This is a genomic window from Xenorhabdus littoralis (assembly GCF_033949345.1).
GTDB lineage: Bacteria > Pseudomonadota > Gammaproteobacteria > Enterobacterales > Enterobacteriaceae > Xenorhabdus > Xenorhabdus littoralis.
The window spans coordinates 1-1,747 of record NZ_VCDP01000135.1 but is presented as its reverse complement, the minus strand read 5'-3'; the positions used below and the strand labels follow the sequence as shown (position 1 = coordinate 1,747).

2 protein-coding genes are annotated in these 1,747 nt (G+C 31.7%); both read left to right on the top strand.

Annotated elements, in window-relative coordinates:
* The first annotated feature begins 286 nt into the window (after positions 1 to 286).
* Positions 287 to 1,300 (top strand): hypothetical protein, encoded by a 1,014-nt coding sequence (locus tag FE394_RS18480; protein WP_319927799.1) that lies wholly within the window; start codon positions 287 to 289, stop codon positions 1,298 to 1,300.
* A partial coding sequence (locus FE394_RS18475; protein WP_319927798.1) for a hypothetical protein occupies positions 1,284 to 1,747 on the top strand: 464 nt, incomplete at its 3' end. The genes FE394_RS18480 and FE394_RS18475, both read left to right, overlap by 17 nt.

Below are 1,747 nucleotides of genomic sequence, written 5' to 3'. Positions count from 1 at the left end.
TGATATTGGAAGTTGTGATAGTTAACTTCCGTCTGCTATGACAGCCCGAAGATATTAACGAATGCTTATGGTTGAATGAATTGATTACCTTTGTGTCGTGTTTCGTACAAATGGATAAAAATACCGCATTGAAACAATATTTTTTATTGCGTTCTGTGTGAATTCGTTATGGCTGCTGACTCACAGATTAAGCACTTTCTGATCAACGAATTGATTGAGGTAATGTAGTGTTAGTCATATGAAGGAATAACAACTATCAGGTAATTAAGCATACGTGAGGACAGGCATGGCTAAAGGTGTAAAAAAGAGCAAAAAATCACCAAAACTAAAACCCGTTAGATTCAAAGCCTTTAAAATTGAAAATAATTCAATAAGCAAATCTTCTAACGGAATTAGCTCAATCTTACGCTTGTTATTAGAGCAATCTGATTCAGTTGAATCACGATGCCTAGTACTTAGCCCTGAAGATCCCAAACAAGAACAAAACCTAATCTCTTATTTTCAGTATTCTGAACATAGCAAATCAATCCTTTGCACTATGTTAAAAATAGCTCCCGGCAATGAAATGGAGCATGTTACAAATGAATTGTTTAGAAAAAAATTATTCACCATGGATGAGATTGGAAAAACAAACATTGATACATCTGCAATATGCAAAGAATATTATTACTTTGCAATAAGTGATAATTATTTAGTAACAAATCAAGCATTGAATAGAACAATTCATAGTTTGCAAACATATCTCCGTTGGTTTTTAAATAATGAACTTATCGAATTCACTCCAGTCATTGATCTTAAAAATGAAACAAAAATCAAAGAAATTCTCTCCATAGAGGTAAAAGACCCTATTCATTCAAAAAAACAAAAAGCATTAAAAAATAAAGATGAAGATCCTAAAAATAATAATTCCTTGCAAACAATAGGTGAGAAAGTGATTAACTTGCCAAAGCTAGCGGTTGATGTATTAAGGAATTGCATGTCTGAAGCTAGAAACTTTGATGATATCCAATTAAGCCAATTAATATCAGCAAAGTTATTGATACAATTCAAGAAAAAACCAAAGAAGATGACGGATGAAGATTATGCATCAATATTAGGCGCCACCTTGAAGCCAATGGCAGCTCTTGATAGTATATCATTCAAGACAGCCAACGGAGCAAAAATGGTTAAGGGAAGTGAGTTGTTGAGGCTAAAGGTTGTCAATATCGAAATCACTGAGTCAGGAAAATTAGTTGAAAAACAAGTACTCCAAGAAATGGGTAGATTTATTGTAGATTTAGAAAATGAAAAAAATAGTTAGTTTGTTAGCTATATCATTAGGTTCTGTAGTCTGTTCATCACTCATCGATGCGCGGCCGGATAACTATCTAATATCTACTTTATATACTGTTGCTGGGATTATGTTTTCGATTGGACTTGGACTAATTGTCACCTTTAATATGTCTGGCGTCAGAAACAAAGCATTCATAAATGAAATCAGGATAAGTCTTAAAAAAGTTAGGGATTCATTTTTATTTTACTTCTCTATATCAACAATAGGGATACTATCAACGCAATATACTACTAAAAAAGATATTATTTTTTTTATAATTAATAAATTAAATATCGTTTTTAATGTACAAATGCTGATATGTTTTGTTATGTCCTTTTCCATTTTATTTTTCATTATCAATTTTTTAGATGTACAAAAATTGAATCATGATATCTTTGATAAGATAAATAGCGAACAATCAGAACCACCCGCATA

Bases quoted from the DNA above. Each gene is read 5' to 3' on its own strand.
- FE394_RS18480 (WP_319927799.1), top strand. From the start codon at position 287: ATGGCTAAAGGTGTAAAAAAGAGCAAAAAATCACCAAAACTAAAACCC.